We start from the raw sequence: 18,054 nt of genomic DNA, 5'->3' as shown, positions 1-18,054 counted from the left end.
ATAGGTCCCCAATCGATGGAAGAGCAGTACAACCCCTCCGCAGTCGAAGCTTCCGCCCAGGAATTCTGGGAGGCAGAGAAAAGCTTTGAGGTAAAGGAAGATACCGGCAGGGAAAAGTTCTACTGCCTATCCATGTTCCCCTACCCCAGCGGCAAGCTGCACATGGGCCATGTGCGCAATTACACCATTACCGATGTTATTTCCCGCTATCAGCGTATGCAGGGTAAGAATGTCCTGCACCCCATGGGCTGGGATGCCTTCGGCTTACCGGCTGAAAATGCTGCGATCCAGAATAAAACCGCGCCAGCAAAATGGACCTACGCCAATATTGATTATATGAAGGGGCAACTGAAAGCTCTCGGATTTGGCTTCGACTGGTCCCGCGAGCTAGCCACCTGCCAGCCATCCTATTATCGCTGGGAGCAATGGTTCTTCACCCGTCTCTATGAAAAGGGTCTGGTCTACAAGAAAAACTCCGCGGTGAACTGGTGCCCCAATGACCAGACCGTGCTCGCCAACGAGCAGGTTGAAGATGGTGCCTGTTGGCGCTGCGGCACTACCGTGGAGAGGCGCGAGCTGGCCCAGTGGTTTATCAAGATCACTGACTACGCAGAAGAGCTGCTCAAGGACCTGGATAAGCTACCGGAGTGGCCCGAGCAGGTGCGCACCATGCAGCGCAACTGGATCGGCAAGAGCCGAGGTGTGGAGCTGAGCTTTAGCCTGCCCACCACTGTGGCTGGTATGGATCACTTCGATGTTTACACCACCCGCCCAGACACCCTGATGGGCGTCACCTATGTATCCCTCGCCGCTGAACACCCAATCGCTCTGGAGTTAGCAGAGACTAACCCCGAACTGAAAATATTTATCTCTGAGTGCAAAAAGCAATCTCTGTCTGAAGCCGATATGGCCACAATGGACAAGAGAGGCATGGACACCGGTCTCAAGGCCATTCATCCCATCAGCGGGGAGGAAGTCTCTGTCTGGGTAGCCAACTATGTTCTGATGGATTATGGCTCTGGCGCGGTGATGGCAGTACCCGCCCACGATCAACGCGACTGGGAGTTCGCACACAAGTATCAGTTGCCTTTGACTCAAGTCATAGCGCCCGCCGATGGCCAGGAAATCGATCTCAACAAAGAAGCCTTCACCGAAAAAGGCAAACTGGTGAACTCCGGCAATTTTGATGGTCTGGATTTTGATGGTGCCTTTACCGCGATTTCCGAAGTTTTAATAGCAGCAGACAAAGGCCGTGTGACCACCAATTATCGCCTGCGCGATTGGGGTGTATCCCGCCAGCGCTACTGGGGTGCCCCTATCCCCATGTTCAACCTCGCAGATGGTGGAGAAATCCCGGTGCCCGCCGAGAAACTCCCTATTTTACTGCCGGAAGATGTGGAGCTGGACGGTGTTCAGTCCCCCATTAAAGCCGATCCCGAGTGGCGCAAAGACGAACTCAATGGTACGCCGGTCGAGCGTGAGACCGACACTTTTGACACTTTTATGGAGTCCAGCTGGTACTACGCTCGCTATACCTGCCCAGACTTCGAAGAGGGCATGCTCGACCCCGATCGCGCCAACTACTGGCTACCTGTCGACCAATATGTAGGTGGTATTGAGCACGCCATCCTGCACCTTCTCTACGCGCGCTTTTTCCACAAATTGATGCGGGATGAGGGCTTGGTCAACAGCGATGAACCCTTCAAGCAGCTTTTGTGCCAGGGCATGGTGTTGGCTGAATCCTTCTACAAGGAAGAAAACGGCCATAAAACCTGGATCAACCCCGCCGATGTTGATGTCGAGCGGGATGAGAAAGGAAAACCCATCAAGGCAGTTGAGCGCGCAACAGGTGAAGAAGTAATTGCCGGTGGCGTTGTGAAGATGTCCAAGTCAAAAAACAATGGCATCGATCCCCATGCTGCTGTTAAAGAATACGGTGCCGATACTGTACGCCTGTTCACAATGTTTGCAGCTCCGCCCGAGCAAACTTTGGAGTGGCACGATGCCGGCGTGGAGGGAGCCAGCCGCTTCCTGCGAAAACTCTGGAAAACTGTACATGCACATGCTGCTGTAAGCACTAGCAGCGCTCAGATTGACCAACAGTCTTTGAGCGACCAGCAACAACAATTACGCCGAAAAACCCACGAGACAATTCAGAAGGTTGGCGACGACTACGGACGCCGTCAAACCTTCAACACGGCTATTGCCGCAGTGATGGAGCTTCTCAATGAGGTTGGTAAACTGGCGGATCGCAGTAATGAGCAGGGGCTGGCAGTGGAGAGAGAGGCTCTACAGGCAGCTGTCTTACTACTGGCTCCGGTAACTCCGCATATTTGCCACCAACTGTGGCAAATCCTGGGCAATAACAACACCTTAATTGATGCTCCCTGGCCAGTAGTAGATGAAAAGGCTCTGGTGCGTACCTCAATTACTTTGGTCGTTCAAGTCAATGGCAAAGTACGTGCAAAGCTGGATGCGCCTGCTGATGCGGACAAAGAGGGCTTGGAAAAACTCGCCCTAGCCGACGAAAACGTCCAGAAATTTATTGGCGATGCCACCGTACGCAAAGTCATCGTTGTGCCAGGCAAACTGGTAAATATTGTCGCGAAGTAAAAATTACTGCGCAGTTATATCCAACCAATAGCCGGGAGCATTATGCTCCCGGCCCATATCTGCAAACCCTTTATTTGCTGGCACTATAGCCAGGTAGTTTATGAAAACATTTGCACGTCGTATCGTCCTGCTAGTTACCCTTGTGGCCATCGCCAGTTGCGGTTGGCACCTGCGGGGAGCGCCAAAAAACTTTCCTCCAGGCAGTACTATTTACATATCGAGTGAGAACCCTCGTAGTGATATTGCCGATGAAATTAGCCGTCTTCTGGAAAACGGCGGGGTCCCTGTTGCTCCATCCCCTATTGAAGCGGACTACCTACTCACCATTCATAAAGAAATAGAACGAAAATTAACTGTCGCCGTGGATTCTGAAGGACGGGCTTCTGAGTACGAGTTGATCACCAGCGCGATTTATAGCGTGCGTACACACAGTGGCGAAGTACTGCTAAATAAAGCTCAGGCCGATGTCTATAGATCATTGGAGTGGAACGTCTCAGAAATAGTCAGCAAGGGAGAAGAGGAACGCCTCTTACGCGCGGAAATGCGCCGCGAGTTGATTAGCCGAATGATCAACCGTTTGCGCCGTATCGATGTCAATGCCCCCTTGCAAGATAAGAGCTACTAGGTAGTTCTGTCATGCGTATTAATCCCCAACAGCTTCCCCAGCAATTACGGAAAGGGCTTGCGCCGGTTTATATTATCTCAGGCGATGAACCACTCCTGGTTCAGGAATCTTGCGACCAAATACGTGCGGCAGCGAGGCAGAATGGTTTCGCTGAGCGGGAACTTCTACATGCAGAGCATAATTTCGACTGGGGTTTATTACTTGCCTCAGCCGGAAATATGTCTCTTTTTGCAGAGAGGAAGCTTATCGAGGTACGCGCTCCCAGTGGAAAACCAGGGGATAAAGGCAGTAAAGCCTTACAGGAATTTGCCGCTCTCGCCAGTCAGGATTTGATACTACTGCTGGTTTTGCCCAAGCTGGACAAATCACAACTCAATAGCAAATGGGTTAAAACACTTGAGCAGCATGGTGCTCTCGTACAAATTTGGCCTGTTAGCGCCCAGGAAATGCCACACTGGATCAACCAAAGGATCAATGCCGCAGGGTTATCTGCTGAGAAAGAAGCTATACGTATTCTCGCCGAAAGAGTAGAGGGTAATCTGCTCGCAGCAAGCCAAGAAATCGAAAAGCTCAAACTTTTAAATAGTGACGGGACAATAACGGTCGAACTGTTAGAGCAAAGTGTAACCAGCTCTGCGCGATACAGTGTTTTCGATTTAATTGACAGAGCTTTGGCAGGAGAAGCCGAGAAAGCGATCAAAACGCTACAAGGCTTACGCTCGGAAGGTATTGAGCCACCTGTGGTGCTCTGGGCCCTAACAAGAGAGATGCGCTCATTACTGGAACTAATGGAGAAACTCAATCAGGGCCAGCAACTAGCACGTTTAGTTCGCATCCAAAAACGCCAACCACTTGTACAAAATGCCTTAAACCGTCTAACTCCAAATATACTGGAGGCTCTTCTTTTAAAAGCCAGAGCCGTGGATTCGGCGATCAAAGGTGGCAACACTCACCAGTCCCCATGGAATGGCCTTATGGAACTCACGCTTAATTTGAGTGGACAGAAAAGCGTTTAGAAAGTTAGCCCAAGCAATCGGATTCTTTTAAACGCCGCTAATAAACCCCCCCCCGAAACGAGGAGGGTTTAGACAATAGTCATTATAGGCGTATTAGTTTTGAGAAACTGTAGCCATATTGCTGTTGCCGACCTGGTGCACACTGGCCATATTGAAATTGCCAGCCTGAGTTACATAGGTAGTGTTCTCGCTACCAGACTGTCCCAGGTGAGCACCGTGCTCAAAGCCATCCTGAGATACAACCATCAGGTTAAACTCACCCATGTCCTGATGGATCTCAGCCAAGTTCAGCTCACCGCTCTGGTCAACATCAACTGTGTTGGCCATACCTTCGCTATGGCCATAAGTGAAGTTGGCACTTCCCAGCTGATCAATATTAGCTGTATTGAGATCCCCAAACTGAGAGAATTCAGCTTCGTTATGATCACCCGTTTGTTGCAGAATTGCAGCATTATCATTGCCGTATTGGTACATATCGCCAATATTGTTGAGGTCATTCTGCGTAACGGTCATGGTGTTGGCATCACCATACTGACCAGTAACACTAGAGTTACCAGTGCCATTCTGAGCAATAGTATTGAAGTTATTGGCCCCATCCTGGGACATATTCAGATAGTTGAAGTCACCTGACTGCACCAAGTTAGAAGTATTTTCAACACCGCCTTGATAAACAAAACCGACGTTACCTTCACCAACTTGGCCTCCTACGAAGCCTTCATCAGAGCTCATCCAGGTGCTGCTCCAAACGCTGTTTCCATCACCAGACTGAGTGCTGACAAACAGGTTACTATCTCCGTCCTGCTGCAGGGCAGCCATATTGTCATTACCCTCCTGAACCGCATCAAGGGTATTGTAATTAGCCTCACCACCATCTGAGCGGTACTGATCTAGATGCATAGTATTTTCACTACCCATTTGAGTAGCATAAGCTGCATTGCCATTACCGCCCCACTGATGAACAACTCCCCAGTTACCCTCTCCCTGCTGATAGGAATAGGCTTGGGAGCTGTTTTGATCGAATTGCGTGGTTTCAGAGTAGTTACGGTTACCTACCTGAGTCTGGTCGATATAGTTCGCATCGGCGGTGGATTGACTTGCGTAAGCACGGTTGTCATTACCTTCCTGCCACTGATAAGCCGCATTATTAGTGGACTCGCCCATTTGATAGATATCAGCAGCGTTGTCATTTCCAACCTGCAGTTGATCACCATAATTAGCATCGGCCATTGCGTGACCAGCACCAACAAGCATTGCAATCGCAGCAGCAAGTGAAAGCTTTTTCATTTATGTTTCTCCATCAGACTAAGTAAACAAATACAAACAAAAAGAAAGCAGTGCTTTAATCGTGCTGAACGACCTGCACCGCATGGTTGTCACCGAACTGCGCGACAAATCCAAAGAGCCCATCTCCGTTTTGGATGATGTTGGCTGAGTTTCCATTGCCCACTTGATTTATTAGAGCAATATTATCTAAACCATTTTGTATAGCGGTAGCTTGGTTATAAGCTCCAGACTGGGAAATTGCAGCATAGTTATATTCCCCAGCCTGCTGAATTGCTGCTTCATTCGAATAGCCATCCTGAACCAAAAAAACTTGGTTGAACTGCCCAAACTGAGAAACTTCTGCAAAATTATATTCCCCTGTCTGAACGACCTCAGCTAACTGACCAGTAATAGACTCATCCCGTTGCAACATGAGATCCAGCTTTCCCTGACCAGAAAACAGCTCATCATGGTCATCTAAGTCACCAGCCCAGACAGAGTTAATACAGGTAAGGAGTAAAAATAAACCACATAGGCTCACTTTGATAACGCCCACCAAAATTCTCCTCAAGGTTAATTAAAGAGAGAGCCATTCCGCTCATCGAGGACCACTATAGGAATTTAAGCGAAAACAATAAATCAGAAAAAAGAATATTTTTTGGGGTGGGAAAACAATAAATATTTAAGACTTTTGTATGAAAGCCTTTCTAGAAAGTTGATTTAATACGAAGATGTAAGATATCGACAAGTAGATTTACTAAATTACACAAACTTACACAAAGATTCAACAAGAAAAACCGCCCACACAAAAATGTGAGCAGCTAGCAACCATTGCAAGACAAAGAAATTAGTCAGAATATTTAATAAAAAAATTATTCTAAAGAATTTTCACAGTTGCATCCGCATATTCACTCAATACAGATGCTGGGAATTCATTGACATCCTGCATTGCCCAAATATTATTCGTCACACCATTGGCAATAAGGTGAATAACTGCAGATTCAATCGCAGAAAGCACACAAAGTTGAGCCGGATCATTGGTCGTCATTCCAGCCTCAATCTCTAACAAACGCTTATACTCAACAAATGTATAAACGTCTCCCTGAATCTGCCTTGATAGAATTTTCTTACTGGTTAAAACGCTATTTAAAACCCTTCCAGTTCTAACATCGACCGCACGCAAATTCACGGTCACTTCGTCTACTCGATATTGCTCAGAAAGTCCAATACCAAAATAACGCGCACCGGCTCCGCCGGTTTTGATATTGGTATCATAAGCGACTATACCGCCCTCCAACATTATATTTGCTGACATCAGGGAGGGGAGCTCAAAGGGTTGGGGAGTTTCTTGCTCTTTGATTGCTGCTCGTATGATTTTTCTCTCAGTAAGCAGGTTTTGCAGCCCTTCACGTTCAAGAGTAACAAACCAACCTGACTCGTTGAGTACTTGTACGAGCATAGAGGCAGCACCTTGTGTTACTGCAGTAGAAAAAGAGCTAGACGGTGCCGGCCTGTACTGGCCAGTTTGATCACTAAACCCATAAACCGCTACTACGATCTTCCCCCTCGGTAAGGGCAAATTCAAAAGATCTGCATAAGTACTCATTCGATCCGTCAAAGTGGCTTTTTGATGCCCTGGGCCAAACAACGCCTCTCCTGCATTTTGAAAGAAACTACAACCACTTAAAATAAAAACCAAAAATATAACTATTATTCTAACCACCATCACCACCACCCTAAAGAACAAACAATCTATTGACCAATTAAATCAGTTACCAGGATTTAGGCCAACGACTACGATCTCAGAAAGCTCTCCTGTGACAGCATCTGTAATAGTTATAGTTAGGGTACCATCTACATCAAGTATGTTAACGATAAAGTCATCGGTTACGAGAGTACCATCATTTCCATCTCCAACATCTGTGAGCAACTGAGACAACAATCTGGATTCTAGTGTATCCGTAAACCTGTCAAGTGAAGATGAATCAGAGTATGGTGACTTACCAGCTTTAGGATCTTTTTTACTATTTTGAGCGCTGGCATTATTTAACAAATAATTACCATTTAATGGATTACCTCCGAAGGATGGATTTACTGGAGTGTAAATTAGCTCTGTCGAATAGGCAGAGACAGAAAAGAAAGATAAAACCAATAAAGCATACAACCTCACTATAATTCCTCCCCGGCCAAGTCCAAGTTTTGTGAAAATAACTGCTGCAGCCTTTGCTGTCGTACATTATTATTGATTTGAGCAACAGCTTGCTCAACTATCTGCCCAAAACGTCTTCTGCCTGGGTAAATAACAGTCCTGAACACCTGCTTATTCTCATAATTTACCCACACAACACTACCCCACCGCGCAGAAGGCCTTTCATACACAGTCAGGTTATAATCAAAGTCAGTCAAGTTGGATGTAATATACAACGATAAAGAGCGTGCGAACTCATGCCCTATGCCGCTTACTGTGTTATCAATCACCAAACCGGTAAGGATTGACTCTTCGCTCTGAGTAAACTCTGACTCCTGGGAAATAACTGTACTAGAAATAAACCAAATAGAAAAAAAAAGAATTTTTAATTTCACAGATTTTGACTCGCCCAACTACTTGCCTCCAATCTGTTTTTGCAACCAATCTTTTTATAAACCTTGTATAGGTGACTTTTAACGGTATGCTCACTGACACATAGTACCTCCGCAATATCTGCATTGGTTCTACACTCACAAATAAGCTCCAATATCTGTCTTTCTCTTTGTGTAAGGTTTGCGCTAGAATCCATCCATCTTTTAGGACGTCTATGCTGCCTTAAAAAGTTATGCAGAACATCTCTAGGGAACCAATATTCCCCCAGGAATATCTTACCTAATCGCTCCATAATAACCCCGGGCTCACATTTTGCCGGCATCAATCCTAGGACCTTCTCCCAGTGTAAGACAAAGTCAAACTCATTAGGGTCGTCAACATTTAAGAGAATAATGCCAGGCGAGTTAGTAGAAGCATGAATATCACGTAATAACTGATCAAGATCCGCTTTAAAGAGCCCAACACAGTCGAGCAAGAGATAATCAGCCTTAACTCCATCAAGTGAAAAAGATGGGACTCGCTGAACAATGGAGCATCTGGTTTTAAACTCCTCTTCAATATGCCCTGCAAAAATTGAACTCTGCAAGTTGACTGATGAGGTTAAGAAGGTAACAGCGGGACCCTTACAAACATGATCCTGCGAAACAACTTTGAGGCGTGCATATTCCTTATGCAAATTCATCTGGGTTCCCCCAATATGCAATCTCTTTAAGATTTTATCTAATGACTTCTTACTTTTTTATTATTTTCTATCCACATTCTCGATATTGAGAGCTAAATCTATTCGATCAACCAACACACTGCAACAGTAAGTGATACAGATAACAAAAATTCAATCTTAAGTGTGCCAGCGATTATTACAAATGTCATTTTTTCATACAAAGGTATTAAAGACGATTATTAAGTAACCAACTAGAAACATCCTTTTGTCTAAACTTAAAAAAAAATAAAGCGTTTAAAAAACAGTAATAAATTTGCACTAACCCACAAAATTAATGGATTTATTTTAAATATTAGCATGAAAAAAAGCATACCTAGAAAAGTTAAAAACCTATAAACGGCACAAAAAGCCAAGTAGCAACAAAAATTAAAATTTAGCTAATCAATCACACTAAAATAATAAATACACTCTCTTTCATGAAAGTAATATTATTTTGGATAACCTATCCAAAGAAACCCTATAAATTATACTTATTAAATATTTTTATAGTGCGTAATAGATTTAATGAGTGCGCAAATAGTAATCAGGGTGGGACTACTTTATGATTTTGTATTGGTACGCTATCACCATGTCTCTTGGTACCTGTTTGGTGTTTTGGTACAAGTAGATGAATCAAAGAACATATAACTATGTTAACCATTGAGGCCCTGATCATGAGCGATCACCTTCACCCCTCTGCCCATGCAACCACTCATACGGTAAAGAATCAGACTTCCCCTCTCTCAGGGCACAACCTGTATGCCGGCGATCAGGCTCTACTCGATTCGGTACACCTTAATGGCGGACATTGGGCCGAAAATGATCTACAACGCTATGGCGAGGTTTGTGGAAGACCAGAAATGATTGAACGGGGTTATGCTGCCAATGAGTTTAAACCCATATTTGAAAGTCATGACCGAATCGGAAACCGTATAGACTTAGTTCGCTATCATCCTTCTTACCATCAACTTATGCAGCTTGCCTTATCAGAAGGACTACACAGCTCCCCCTGGAGTCATCCTTGTAGCGGTGCCAATGTTGCTCGAGCGGCAAAGAACTATCTGCATTGTCAACTTGAGGCGGGTCATGGGTGCCCAATCACGATGACTTTTGCCTCTCTTCCTTCGATAAAATTAAACCCATCAATCGCCAAGGAGTGGATCCCTAAAATTCTTAGCCGGGGCTACGATGGCAGTAATCGCCCCTACTATGAAAAACACTCTCTGACTATCGGTATGGGTATGACAGAGAAACAAGGGGGGTCAGATGTACGTGCCAACACAACCAGTGCAATCCCCATGGATGACGGAACTTATGAGCTACTTGGGCATAAATGGTTTATGTCTGCTCCTATGTGTGACGGTTTTCTAATTCTGGCTCAGGCACCGGGCGGGCTTTCTTGTTTTTTGGTTCCCCGATGGCGTCCGGATGGAAGTAAAAACCCATTAGAAATCCAAAGGCTCAAAGTGAAATCTGGCAATGTATCCAATGCCTCTTCCGAAGTGGAGATGCGAGGTGCCTTAGGATGGCTCTTGGGTGAAGAAGGTCGGGGAGTCAATGCAATTATCAAGATGGTCGCGATAACTCGTTTTGATTGTATGGTCGGTTCCTCTGGGGGCCAACGCCAAGCCATATTGCAAGCGATATACCATGCATCCCATAGAGAAGCCTTTGGAAAAAAGCTAATTGATCAAGCCCTAATGCAAAATGTCCTGGCAGACCTGCAATTAGAAGTTGAAGGGTCAGTGGCCTTGACCATGCGCATGGCCCGAGCTATGGATCATGAAGATCAAGAACACGAACAAATGCTCCTAAGACTGGGAGCAGCTGTGGGTAAGTACTGGATTTGTAAGCGCAGCCCGCATCATGCCTATGAGGCGATGGAATGCCTCGGTGGAAATGGTGTTATTGAAAGTTTTATCACTGCACGACTCTACCGCGATGCTCCAATTAATGCCATATGGGAGGGTTCCGGTAATATCCAGGCTCTTGATGTGCTGCGTGCCATCACAAAAACACCCAATGTCGTAAATCACTGGCTGGATGAGATGGCAACAAGCATTGGTATGGATATCCGCTTCGATAAAGCTATAGATTCACTAAAAAAAGAGCTTGCTGATTTGGATCAATTTGAATACAGAGCACGCAGTATTATTGATCAAATGGCGATTGCAATGCAGGTTCATCTACTTTTACAGTCAGGCAACGAATCGATTAGTGATGCATTTATTCGATCAAGACTGGAAACTAGAGGAGCTCATAGCACTGGCAGTCTACCAAAGGGTGTTGACATTGAAACATTACTCAGACGCGGCGACCCGCTTACAATTGGTGTTTAACTGCTTTTGGGAGAAGCAACTCGACGACAACCGAGATGTTTCTCCTGTGCAAGATAAAAGATTAGCTAAAAAAAACTATAGCGAAAACCCAGTTGACCACGAACCCCATAATACTCAACTTGCTTTGGCCTATCTTTATTACCAATATAATAAGTTAAAGGTTCATTCGTAAGGTTTAAGGCCTCAGCAAAAATAACTAAATTGTCCCCAATCGTATAATTTGCACTCATATCCAGGCTTGTGTAAGCACCGTAGTACTGGTCTTCATTTTTATTGCCACCATGCTCTTCAATATACTCTCCCTTATGGTTTTGAGCTAAGCGAATGGAGAAAGCACCGTCATCATAATAGATAGAGAGATTATGTAATAAATCAGCCTGACGGGAAATCGGCACCGCACCATCACAGCCCGGAACACGCATTTCTGAATCCATCATGGTTAAATTTGTCGACACCCCAATATTTGAAAGAAATCCAGGGAGGAAATCCAATTTTCGCACGATATTAAATTCCAATCCCCCCAACCACGCATCTTCACCATTTTCCGGACTATAAATATCGACTCCTGACACCCCATTATATTCACCTTCTTTCACATCCTTAAAAATTGGATCTGTAATATCTTTATAAAATAGACCAGCAGATAAAATCCCGGAGTCATTAAAATAGTATTCATACATAAAATCCAGATTCCAAGAGTAAGTAGGATCAAGATCTGGATTACCTCCTATAAACTCATTATCGTGCTCGGCATAGTACCCTCCCGGATTCAGGTCACCAAAGTCCGGCCTGGCAAAGGTTCTGGTCAGCGCGAGCCTGATATTGCTATCCTCTGTGAGCGCATATTTTAGATGTGCCGATGGTAGAATGGATAAATACTCTTTATCACCATTAAACGGCACCAAATAGCCGTTATTAGCTTCATCGTTAACAAATACCTGGCTTTCCACCTTCGTTTGTGTCTGAGTGAGTCGTAATCCCATTACAAGAGTGGCTCTATCTGAAAGCTCATAATTACCCATACCATAAGCCGATAGGTGCCTCTCTGTTAGCTCAAAATTTCGCCCAAGAGCCCCTCCATTTTCAACTAGAGCTGATTCTTCGGGAATCAAAATGAATTTATCCCGGTTTTGGTTCCAAAAATTCTCCAATTGAGACATTGCAGCAACCTGAGAGAATTGGGAGTCATAGTTGATATCCAACTCTGATAGGAAATCATTTCTGCCAGGCTGATCAGACAAGGTAAAGTCAGAGAGAGCTGGGGCAGGCCCATAGTTTTCCTCATCCCAACTGTAAAATGCATCGGAGAATTCAGACACCCGTTCCTTGTCCCGATATTTCATTCCGAATTTTAATTCCAGCTCACTGGAAAACTGGGAGGTAAAGTCAAAAGTGGCTACCACTTTATCCTTTTCGTTGACATACACTTTATATAGTTCAACCCAAGATAGGCTGGACTGGGTTGGGTCCATTACAAAACCATCCGGGAGGTGAGTGGGTATATTTTCTGCTGGGTCAGTACCACCATCGATTTGGTTGTAAGCCAGCCCATCATCATCCAGACCAACATAACCTACTTCCGTTTGATCAAAACGCATTACAAAATAAGAGCGATCATCTTTATTGGGTGTATTCCCATAGCGGAATTCATTATCATAGCTGGCTAAATTCCAATTCAGCTGCTTATCATCACCAAAAAAGTGCTCTCCACCAACTTCAACACCTTGCATACGTGTTATCAAAGTATTGTGGATATGCTGAAGTTCCATTCTATCTTTATCGAACCGCAACCTGTGCTTGTAATGTGTCTCCTCATCTTCTAATGTCCCATACAAACCACGAGCAAAAATCTTACCTCCTTCTTCCAATCGGTATTCAGTAGCAAGGTTTAACCCCAGGGTATCTCTGGTTCCGGTATAATCCCGCAGTTCCAATCGATATATTCCCTCCCCTTTACGGCGAGGCTCGTAGTTATCTGTTGCCCAATCCCTGCTCCAACCAGTTACATTGGCCAAAAATCCCCATTTACCACCTTCACTTCTATCCCCATAAAGAATGCTCATGGATTTAATATCACCGTCGGCTTTATCCGCATAGCCACCAGATAGGGATATATCCAAAGTGCGTTCTTCAGGGGCTGTACGAGTCACAAAATTAACATTGCCGCCAATAGAGTCACCTTCCTGATCCGCGGTAACAGCCTTAGAGACCTCAATACGTTCAATCAGCTCCGATGGAAAGAAATCAAACGCCGTAGCCCTGCTGGTAGTTTCCTCTTCTGCAGATGGCAAACGATGACCATTAAGGCTAGAAGAACTCCATTGGGACGGGAGGCCACGCACAGCGACAAACCGTCCTTCCCCCTGGTCACGCTCGATAGATACGCCTGCGACTCTTTGAACTGCCTCTGCGGCGTTACGATCCGGTAACTTTCCTATACCATCTGCCGATACCACATTAACAATCCGGTTGGATTCCCTCTGTAACTCCAGGGAACGTAACTCTGTCTCAAACATTCGTCCAAGCACAACAATCTCTTCTATTTCGCTATCATCCTGGACACTCTGCTTACTACTTTCTTGTGCATGAGCGTAATTTACTTGTCCCACCAGCAGAGTAATCGTTGCAGGCAATAATTTGACATAAATCATTTTACTTCCCCTGTATCCATCAAAAAATGATTGGCAAATTTTTATCGACACAAATTAACTTGCTCGATCATCAACATAAATCTGGACTAGACCAGAATCCTAAATTGCCGCTATGACGTTTGTATAACAGGTGTGTGAATATTCCCTGCGAATATATAAATGAAAAATTTTTACCATCTGGAATGGTTATTGAACTTAAAAAAGACTGTCACAAAAACGCAATCATAAGCACCTAAAATCTGGTCTAGACCAAATTGCAGCTATCGATAAAAATGGAAAAAACCGGTAAAAAACAGGAACCTGATTCCAGTGAAGATTTCAACAGTGAGCTTTTCTTGCTACTCTTTTCCGGAGTTGCTGCATTCTTCACTTATTTTTGTATGTATGCTTTCCGCAAGCCCTTTGCAGCAGCATCTTACGCCAACATTTCCGGCTGGGATTTCACTCTAGACTTTAAAACCGCACTTATAATTTCCCAAGTACTGGGTTATGCGTTTTCAAAAATTATCGGGATTAAGGTTGTCTCAGAGTTACGGCCATTGCAGCGGGGAAGAATACTGGTAATTCTAATTCTTTTCAGTCATCTGGCCTTGATAGCATTCGCATTGATCCCCGCTCCTTATAATGTTGTCATGCTTTTTTTTAATGGCCTCCCACTTGGAATGGTGTGGGGACTAGTATTCAGCTATTTAGAGGGGCGTCGTCTTACTGAAGCACTAGGCGCCATTTTATGTGTTAGCTTAATCGTCTCTTCAGGAGCCGTAAAAGCAGTAGCCGCATATCTAATGCTGGAATGGAAAGTGCCGGAAATCTGGATGCCTGCAACCGTGGGCTTATTATTTCTACCTGCACTGATTCTATCGACATTTACACTCAGTAGAATTCCCCAACCCAACCAAGCAGACATCCGTGCACGAAAACAAAGAGTACCAATGACGAATGAAATGCGTTGGACTTTCGTCAACGAAACGAATCTGGGACTGTTGGCTTTAATCGTCGCTTATGTATTCCTAACGGCATTTCGTGACTTCTCTGATAATTTCGCTGCAGAGCTTTGGCAAGCTTTGGGTCATGGTCAAGCACCCCAGATCTTCCTTACCAGCACTCTACCCGTGGCACTGATAGTTTTAGCATCCCTGGCGCTACTTATTTTTGTACGTAACAACTATCGCGCACTGCAGCTAAACCAGCTATTAGTCGCGGGTGGGGGAGTAATCTGCATAACTTCAACTCTCGCATTTGAGTTAGATATTGTGTCCGGGGCTGCCTGGATGATTGGGATCAATATCGGGCTCTATATAGGCTATGTTCCATTTAACTGTTTGTTATTTGAACGTCTGGTCGCCTGCACCAAGAGCCTAGGAAACGCAGGATTTGTGATTTATCTGGCAGATAGTGCGGGTTATATCGGCAGCATTAGTGTCATGCTCTATAAGACTTTCGCGCAACCAAACCTAAACTGGTTACAGTTTACTCAGCAACTTTCCTATGCTACTGGTTTTGCATGTATTTTGTTAATGCTGCTATCACTTCTTTTCTTTCGCCGCTTGCACCGTAATTCTTCTTCACGGTCGAGGCTTATTACTTCTCCAGTATAAAAAAGGTTATAGAGCAGTTATGAAATTTGATATTGCCATTGTCGGTGCCGGGATACTAGGCAGTTTTGCTGCTTACCATGCACTCAAATCCGGAAAAAAAATACTGTTAATTGAAGCCAGCACTAAGTCTCACGGAGCCACGGTACGCAATTTTGGCCAAATAGTACCATCTGGTATGAATCTAAAACTATGGCGAAATCTGGGGCGACGATCGCTGGAACTTTATGGCGAGTTGGCGACAATAATGCCGGACGCACTCTGGCAGCATGGCTCTCTCTACGTGGCTTCTTCTTTAGAAGAGGCCAATCTACTAGAGGAAATGCATGAGATTAATCGTGAGACTAACTACGTTTCCAAGCTTCTTACCTCGACGCAGTGTCACAAACAAATTAATTTACTAAAGCAGAGTTACTGCCATGGTGGCCTCTACTATCCACAGGAAATGAGTGCCGAAAGCTCCCTGCTAATGAAGTATTTTTGGAAACTACTTGAAGACACGAAAAATTTACATTTTAAGAAGGCATCTCCGGTAATAGCCGTAGAGGAAGTCAAAAATGGGGTCCAGCTTCGCTGCTCAACAGGTGAGTCTTTTATTTCAGAACAGGTAATGATTTGTTGTGGCCACCAACTTAGTCATTTATTTCCGCACTTATTACAAACAGAACAACTACAGCTTAGTAAATTGCAGATGTTACGCACCCAACAAATCAAGGGAGTCAAAATACCAGGGAACCTGCTTACAGGTCTGACAATACGCCGCTATGAAGCATTTAAAAGTTGCCCTAATTATAAAAATCTACCGAAGCCCCATATTGATCCAAGCTATGGAAAATTTGGTATCCACCTTCTGTTTCGACAATCTGCCGATGGCAGCATCATCATTGGCGATTCTCATGAGTACTTCACTGCCCAGGACTCAGGCACTTTGGACTATGAAATATGTCAGGAAATCAACTCACTGATGGTAGCCGAAGCCAAGCGTATTCTTAATCTACCCCATTTAAATGTTGCCAGGATTTGGAATGGCTATTACAGCCAGGAAAGTAGCCAAGGCGTATTCCTAAAATCCGCAACAGAAAATATTCATTTAATAACCGGTATTGGAGGAAAAGGTATGACAACCGGACCAGCATTAATGGAACGGGTGGTGAAGGGTATTTTGGACAAGATCCCTCTAGATGAGGGCTTACTCGATGAGAGCTAATGTTGTAGATAAAATTAAACAGTTATTTTTGCAGTACGGGTATTTAACACTTGGAGAAAAATGCACGCAGCTACAGCATGCTACCCAGTGTGCCACCTTGGCGGAACACTCTGGTATCTCCGATGAAATGACTGTTGCCGCGTTTCTTCATGATATCGGCCATCTCCACGCTATAAAGGAAAAAATACCCGGGACGGATACTGAAGGCTACAGTGCACATGACCTAATAGGTGCAGATTTACTCGAAAGGTGGGGTTTTCCCAATACAGTCACGAAGCCTATCGCCCTACATGTTCAAGCTAAAAGGTTTTTAATGAGTACAGATAACATTTATGAGACACGGCTATCCGCAGCAAGCCACAAAACCCTAAAAAAACAAGGAAAAAGAATGACAGATAAAGAAAAAGATAATTTTCTTAATACCCCATTCGCCGAGGATGCTCTACGTCTGCGCGAGTGGGATGATTCAGGAAAAGTGCCTGGTTTAGCCGTAGCTCCTTTGGATCACTGGCTAAAGATCTGCTCAAAGGTACTTAGTCGATAGATATTTTACCGCTCAACTCCCTTATCAATTACCAAAAAGGAGATAATCCATGGAACCACTGCAACTTAAAGCTGCTATCCTCGACTGGGCCGGAACCTTAGTAGATTTTGGCTCCCGCGCCCCTTTACAAGCGTTTATGCAAATTTTTGCTGAGGCTGGAGTTACGGTCAGTGAAGAGCAAACCCGTATTCCAATGGGTACTGAGAAGAAAGAACATATTCGCCAGATGCTACAACAAAATTCCATTCAAACTGCCTGGCAAGTGGTTCATGGGCGCCCATCCCAGGAATCTGATATAGACGGACTATATCGCCGTCTGGCCCCGATACAGATTCAGGAAATCGATAGGCACAGCCAAATAATACCCGGAACCGACAAACTATTTGTCCGCTTGCGTGAGCGTAATATACGTATTGGTAGCACCACAGGTTACAGTCGCATAATGATTGAAGGCATGCTGGCAAAAGCTCAACAACAAGGCCTAGAGCCCGACTGTGTTATTGCAGCAGATGAAGCTGTGGGCGCAAGACCAGGACCCGCAGCTGCATTAAAGAACGTCATTGAAATGGAAATCCCGTCTGTCAACCAATGTGTCAAGATTGATGATACCGCCGCAGGCATTTATGAGGGGCGCAATGCCGGCATGTGGACAGTTGCAGTGGTACTTTCAGGAAATGCTTCGGGATTATCCCTGGGAAGTTGGCAAGCACTCTCGGAGGAAGAAAAAAGAAATCACAGTATTGGCGCTTATCAAAAACTTGAGAATTGCGGCGCTCATTATTTGATAGACGATATCAATAAGCTTGAACCCGTACTGGTCGATATCAATCGCCGACTCGCTCTTGGACAACGCCCCTGATAGGCTATCAAACTTCAGGAATACCAGTTTGGTAGCCCAGGCTTAAGACCGAGTTTCAGTC

General features: G+C 44.8%; 15 protein-coding genes. 8 read left to right on the top strand and 7 right to left on the bottom strand.

Going from position 1 to position 18,054, the window contains the following annotated elements:
• Positions 1-15 precede the first annotated feature (15 nt).
• From leuS to holA, 3 genes are all read left to right on the top strand, one after another.
• Positions 16-2,613 carry a leucine--tRNA ligase gene (gene leuS, locus ACJJI0_RS20330; protein ID WP_444883975.1) on the top strand — a complete coding sequence of 866 codons (2,598 nt, stop codon included), beginning with the start codon at positions 16-18 and terminating at the stop codon, positions 2,611-2,613.
• 100 nt (positions 2,614-2,713) lie between these two features.
• Positions 2,714-3,238 carry an LPS-assembly lipoprotein LptE gene (locus tag ACJJI0_RS20325; protein ID WP_252083076.1) on the top strand — a complete coding sequence of 175 codons (525 nt, stop codon included), beginning with the start codon at positions 2,714-2,716 and terminating at the stop codon, positions 3,236-3,238.
• A gap of 11 nt (positions 3,239-3,249) precedes the next feature.
• The gene (gene holA / locus ACJJI0_RS20320; protein WP_444883974.1) at positions 3,250-4,254 is read left to right on the top strand and encodes a DNA polymerase III subunit delta; all 1,005 of its coding nucleotides are present in this window, start codon (positions 3,250-3,252) and stop codon (positions 4,252-4,254) included.
• 93 nt (positions 4,255-4,347) lie between these two features.
• On the opposite strand, the gene ACJJI0_RS20315 is transcribed toward holA, so the two are convergent.
• From ACJJI0_RS20315 to ACJJI0_RS20290, 6 genes are all read right to left on the bottom strand, one after another.
• Complete coding sequence (locus ACJJI0_RS20315) at positions 4,348-5,538, bottom strand: hypothetical protein (protein WP_444883973.1); 1,191 nt, start codon at positions 5,536-5,538, stop codon at positions 4,348-4,350.
• 55 nt (positions 5,539-5,593) lie between these two features.
• Complete coding sequence (locus ACJJI0_RS20310; protein WP_252083079.1) at positions 5,594-6,073, bottom strand: hypothetical protein; 480 nt, start codon at positions 6,071-6,073, stop codon at positions 5,594-5,596.
• Between the two features lie 321 nt (positions 6,074-6,394).
• Positions 6,395-7,243, bottom strand: a complete 849-nt coding sequence (locus ACJJI0_RS20305; protein WP_444883972.1) for a CsgG/HfaB family protein — start codon at positions 7,241-7,243, stop codon at positions 6,395-6,397.
• 42 nt (positions 7,244-7,285) lie between these two features.
• On the bottom strand, positions 7,286-7,687 hold the full coding sequence (locus tag ACJJI0_RS20300) for a curli assembly protein CsgF (RefSeq protein WP_444883971.1): 402 nt from the start codon (positions 7,685-7,687) through the stop codon (positions 7,286-7,288).
• Positions 7,687-8,100 carry a CsgE family curli-type amyloid fiber assembly protein gene (locus tag ACJJI0_RS20295; protein WP_444883970.1) on the bottom strand — a complete coding sequence of 138 codons (414 nt, stop codon included), beginning with the start codon at positions 8,098-8,100 and terminating at the stop codon, positions 7,687-7,689. The genes ACJJI0_RS20300 and ACJJI0_RS20295 overlap by 1 nt, the downstream gene beginning before the upstream one ends.
• Positions 8,097-8,780: a response regulator transcription factor gene (locus ACJJI0_RS20290; protein WP_252083083.1), complete on the bottom strand. Its 684-nt coding sequence runs from the start codon at positions 8,778-8,780 to the stop codon at positions 8,097-8,099. The genes ACJJI0_RS20295 and ACJJI0_RS20290 overlap by 4 nt, the downstream gene beginning before the upstream one ends.
• Before the next feature lie 668 nt (positions 8,781-9,448).
• Here ACJJI0_RS20290 and ACJJI0_RS20285 point away from each other — a divergent pair.
• Positions 9,449-11,137: an acyl-CoA dehydrogenase family protein gene (locus ACJJI0_RS20285; RefSeq protein WP_444883969.1), complete on the top strand. Its 1,689-nt coding sequence runs from the start codon at positions 9,449-9,451 to the stop codon at positions 11,135-11,137.
• Positions 11,138-11,202: 65 nt separating this feature from the next.
• On the opposite strand, the gene ACJJI0_RS20280 is transcribed toward ACJJI0_RS20285, so the two are convergent.
• The gene (locus ACJJI0_RS20280; RefSeq protein ID WP_444883968.1) at positions 11,203-13,788 is read right to left on the bottom strand and encodes a TonB-dependent receptor; all 2,586 of its coding nucleotides are present in this window, start codon (positions 13,786-13,788) and stop codon (positions 11,203-11,205) included.
• A gap of 272 nt (positions 13,789-14,060) precedes the next feature.
• On the opposite strand from ACJJI0_RS20280, the gene ACJJI0_RS20275 reads away from it, so the two are divergent.
• The 4 genes from ACJJI0_RS20275 to phnX are packed head-to-tail and all read left to right on the top strand — an operon-like array spanning position 14,061 to position 17,993.
• Positions 14,061-15,386, top strand: coding sequence for a DUF5690 family protein (locus ACJJI0_RS20275; RefSeq protein WP_444883967.1), 1,326 nt, complete (start codon positions 14,061-14,063; stop codon positions 15,384-15,386).
• Between the two features lie 19 nt (positions 15,387-15,405).
• Positions 15,406-16,590, top strand: a complete 1,185-nt coding sequence (locus ACJJI0_RS20270; protein WP_444883966.1) for a TIGR03364 family FAD-dependent oxidoreductase — start codon at positions 15,406-15,408, stop codon at positions 16,588-16,590.
• Positions 16,580-17,134 carry an HD domain-containing protein gene (locus tag ACJJI0_RS20265; RefSeq protein ID WP_444883965.1) on the top strand — a complete coding sequence of 185 codons (555 nt, stop codon included), beginning with the start codon at positions 16,580-16,582 and terminating at the stop codon, positions 17,132-17,134. Before ACJJI0_RS20270 ends, ACJJI0_RS20265 begins: the two co-directional genes overlap by 11 nt.
• 49 nt (positions 17,135-17,183) lie before the next feature.
• Positions 17,184-17,993: a phosphonoacetaldehyde hydrolase gene (gene phnX, locus ACJJI0_RS20260; RefSeq protein WP_444883964.1), complete on the top strand. Its 810-nt coding sequence runs from the start codon at positions 17,184-17,186 to the stop codon at positions 17,991-17,993.
• The last annotated feature ends 61 nt before the right edge of the window (positions 17,994-18,054 follow it).

It is taken from the genome of Microbulbifer mixtoriginis (SeqCode) (assembly GCF_052466695.1).
This window is presented reverse-complemented; position numbering and strand designations above follow the sequence as displayed.